This window comes from Amycolatopsis sp. MtRt-6 (genome assembly GCF_017308975.1).
GTDB lineage: Bacteria > Actinomycetota > Actinomycetes > Mycobacteriales > Pseudonocardiaceae > Amycolatopsis.
Genome location: NZ_JADWPD010000068.1, coordinates 1 through 3,392, shown reverse-complemented (window position 1 = coordinate 3,392; position 3,392 = coordinate 1). Strand labels below are relative to the sequence as shown.

Genomic DNA, 3,392 nt, shown 5'->3' with positions numbered 1-3,392 from the left:
GTGTGGGAAGTCTCGCCAGTTGCTGCTGTGTGCGTTGGCCCTGGTAGAGCTGCTGGCCTGGCCAGGGTGGTTCTGTTCGTTCGCATAACGATTCCGACCGTTCGTCGAGATTCCTGACAGACTGTCGCCTTCTGCGATGTCTGGTCGCTCTGGCTGATCCGAGGTGCGCGTGGCGCTGGCTGAGGTTCGGTCGTTGCGTGCGCCGCGGCAGCTGCGGACGCCGCTGGAGCAGGAGGACTACGAGCAGGAGCTGGTCGATCAGTACGCGCTGGCGATGGCCGGCGCGGGGATCACCGACAAGCACGTGAGCGACCATCGCAGCGCGGTGTTCGAGTTCGCCCGGTTCGTCGGGCGACCGGTATGGACGGTCACGGCCGAGGACGCTGACCGATTCCTCGGCTACCTGCGCAAGGACCGAGCACAGGCGAAGACCACAGTGCAGAACAAGGCATGGAAGCTGGCCCAGTTCTTCGACTTCCTCATCACCCGCTACCAAGGCGACCTGCACGCGCTGACCGGGCACGTCGTGACCCAGCCAATCGACGAGTTCAATCGGCCAGCCAAGGCCACCCAGGGCTCCCCGCGGATCCCGCCGAGCCAGGACGAGATCGACCTGCTGTTCAGCGCGTGGCGCCTGGCGTTGCCCGAGGCGCGGAAGTACCTTCCCGCCGCGCGGGACTACCTTGCTGCGTCGCTCTGGCGCCGTGCCGGGCTGCGGATCACCGAGACGGTCATGCTCGACATCCGCGACTGGCGCCCCGATCTCGGCGAGCTCGGCAAGCTGAACATCCGCTTCGGCAAAGGCAGCCGAGGCCGGGGACCAAAGACCCGGCTGATCCCGGCAATCGACTCGGTGAACGCGTTGATCACCTGGTGGCTCACCGACGTCCGTCACCAGTTCGGCGACGACTACGACGACCCGGACGCGCCGCTGCTGCCCAGCGAACGCCGCGACCGGCACACCGGGCACTGCCTGCGCGCCGGCGACGACGCGCTGCGGACCGGCCTGGCCGGGGCAGTCGGCCACTGGCTGCCGGCCTGGAACGGGCGGCTCAGCCCGCACGGCCTGCGGCACTTCTGCGCATCCTCCCTCTACGCCAGAGGCGTTGACCTCAAAGCGATCCAGGACCTGCTCGGCCATTCCTGGCTCTCCACCACCACCGGCTACATCCACGTCCACGACGACCACATCGAACACGCCTGGGCCACCGCCAACGACCGGGTCACAGCCCGGCTCGGCACCGGAAAGGAGCGCAGCGATGCGCTGGAACCTGCGGATGAAAGCCGCTGAACGCGGCATCTGGAAATCCACCGAGATGCGCCGCCGGCTCGCCGAGGCCGGACTCGAGATCAGCGCCGGCAAGATGTCGGCCCTCTGGACCGGCACCCCGACCTCGATCCGCCTCGACGACCTCGACGTCATCTGCACCGTGCTGAACTGCAACTCCGCCGAGCTGCTGATCTGCGAACCCGACCAGGTCGCCGCCCGCCGCCCCGCCCAAGCTGCCGAAGCCTCCGCCGGGCCGTCCGTCACCCCGCACCTGGGCCGCAACCGGACGCTGCCGCCCGCGTGAGCTCCGGACACAAGACCTTGTGCGCGGTCTGCCGCGCGACACCGGTCGCGATGGCGCGCGTGGACTACTGCTTCACCTGCTGGCCCGGCGGTCCGGTGACCCCGCCGCCTTGCCTGCGCTGCACCTCCCGCATCGACTACTACGCCTCCGGACTCTGCCGCCGCTGCCACCCCTCGGCGATCCCGCGCGTCGAGTCCTGCCTCGACTGCCACGCCTGGGGCGCGACCCGCACCCTGGGCTGGCTCTGCCGCGGCTGCGACGCCTGGCGTCGCCAGCACCGCACCATCGGCGCCTGCTGCATCTGCCACACCACCGCGCACCTCAGCAACCGCGGCTCCTGCCGGTTGTGTCACAAACAGGCCAGCATGCTGCGCGAGTTCGGCCAGCCCCTCGACCTGATCGGCGCGAACCGCGACGGGCAACAACTGTTCTTCGCCGGAATGGCCTTCCAACGCGAGACCCCGCGCCCGCCCCGACCACGCCAAACCCCGGCGCCGTCGCTGGTCCAGATGACCGCCGGTGACCAGCACGTGCTGTTCCCCACCCAGCGGGACCTCACCACCCATGGCCGCGCCGGGCTCCCGCTTCCGCCTGACCCGGATCTGGCCGCCGACCTTGCCCGCCGCGCGCGCGAGCGCGCCGGTCAGCAGGGCTGGACGCCGCTCATCACCGAGGACACCTGCCACGGCCTGCGGATCCTGCTCGGCCTGCAAGACACCCCCGGCGCACCGCTCAAGGCCAGCGAGGTCGCCGCATTGCGCGGCATCGACCTGCCGGTCTGGTCCGTGCTGGAAGTCCTCGCCGACGCCGGGCTCCTCGAAGAAGACCGCACCCCCGCGCTCGACGCCTGGTTCGACCGCACCATCGCCGACCTGCCCGACACCATGACCGGCGAACTGCGCGCCTGGTTCAGCGTCATGAAGAACGGCAGCGCCACCCCGCCCCGCCGCCGGCCACGCAGCCCCGTCACCATCCGGCTGCACCTGCAATGGTCCCTGCCGACCCTGCGGATCTGGGCCAACACCGGACACTCCTCGCTGCGCGAAATCGACCGCACCGCAATCCTGGAAGCCTTGCCGCCCAGCGGAAACCCCCGCGCCGAAGCCGGCCAAGGACTCAAGTCGATCTTCAAGGTCCTCAAAGGACAGAAAGTCCTGTTCACCAACCCGACCGTCCGAGTCAAGACCAGCAACAGCGAAGAACACCAACTGCTGCCCGCCGACCTCACCAGCCTGCGCGACGCGATCAACTCGACCAAACCAGCCCAAGCCCTCCTCGTCGCCCTCATCGCCTTCCACGCCCTGACACCAAGCCAGATCCGCGGGCTCCAGCTCACCGACACCCGCAACGGCCGACTCCACCAAGCCGGCCGCATCATCGTCCTCGCCGACCCCGTCCGCGCACGCCTGAGCGACTACCTCGACTACCGCAACACCCGCTGGCCCAACAGCATCAACCCACACCTGTTCCTGCACTACCGCACCGCCGGACGCACCATCCCCGTCGGCCAACGCTGGGTCAAACTCACCATCGGCACCGGCCTCACCGCCACCTCCATCCGCCAAGACCGCATCCTCGACGAAGCCCGAGCCACCGACGGCGACGCCCGCCGCATCGTCGACCTCTTCGGCCTCGGCATCAAAGCCGCCACCCGCTACACCACCAACCTCGACCACCCCGACCTCACCAACCTGCCCCCAGCCAGCCCCTGAACCACCGCCAGTTCCCCAACCGACGCGCTCGCACACCGCCATCCACATCGGACACACGTCAGTTCCCTCTCAACCGGCCTTCAGAATTCGTGAACTCACGGTGGTT

General features: G+C 69.0%; 3 protein-coding genes. All 3 read left to right on the top strand.

Features of this window, described 5'->3' with window-relative positions; genetic code table 11:
* The first annotated feature begins 193 nt into the window (after positions 1-193).
* Genes I4Q55_RS48815 through I4Q55_RS48805 form a run of 3 tightly spaced genes read left to right on the top strand, consistent with a single transcriptional unit; the run spans position 194 to position 3,286 of the window.
* Entirely contained in the window at positions 194-1,291 is a 1,098-nt protein-coding gene (locus I4Q55_RS48815) for a tyrosine-type recombinase/integrase (protein ID WP_242548117.1), read from the top strand.
* Positions 1,260-1,574, top strand: coding sequence for a helix-turn-helix transcriptional regulator (locus I4Q55_RS48810; protein WP_206797877.1), 315 nt, complete (start codon positions 1,260-1,262; stop codon positions 1,572-1,574). Before I4Q55_RS48815 ends, I4Q55_RS48810 begins: the two co-directional genes overlap by 32 nt.
* Complete coding sequence (locus tag I4Q55_RS48805) at positions 1,571-3,286, top strand: hypothetical protein (RefSeq protein ID WP_206797876.1); 1,716 nt, start codon at positions 1,571-1,573, stop codon at positions 3,284-3,286. Before I4Q55_RS48810 ends, I4Q55_RS48805 begins: the two co-directional genes overlap by 4 nt.
* Positions 3,287-3,392: the final 106 nt, after the last annotated feature.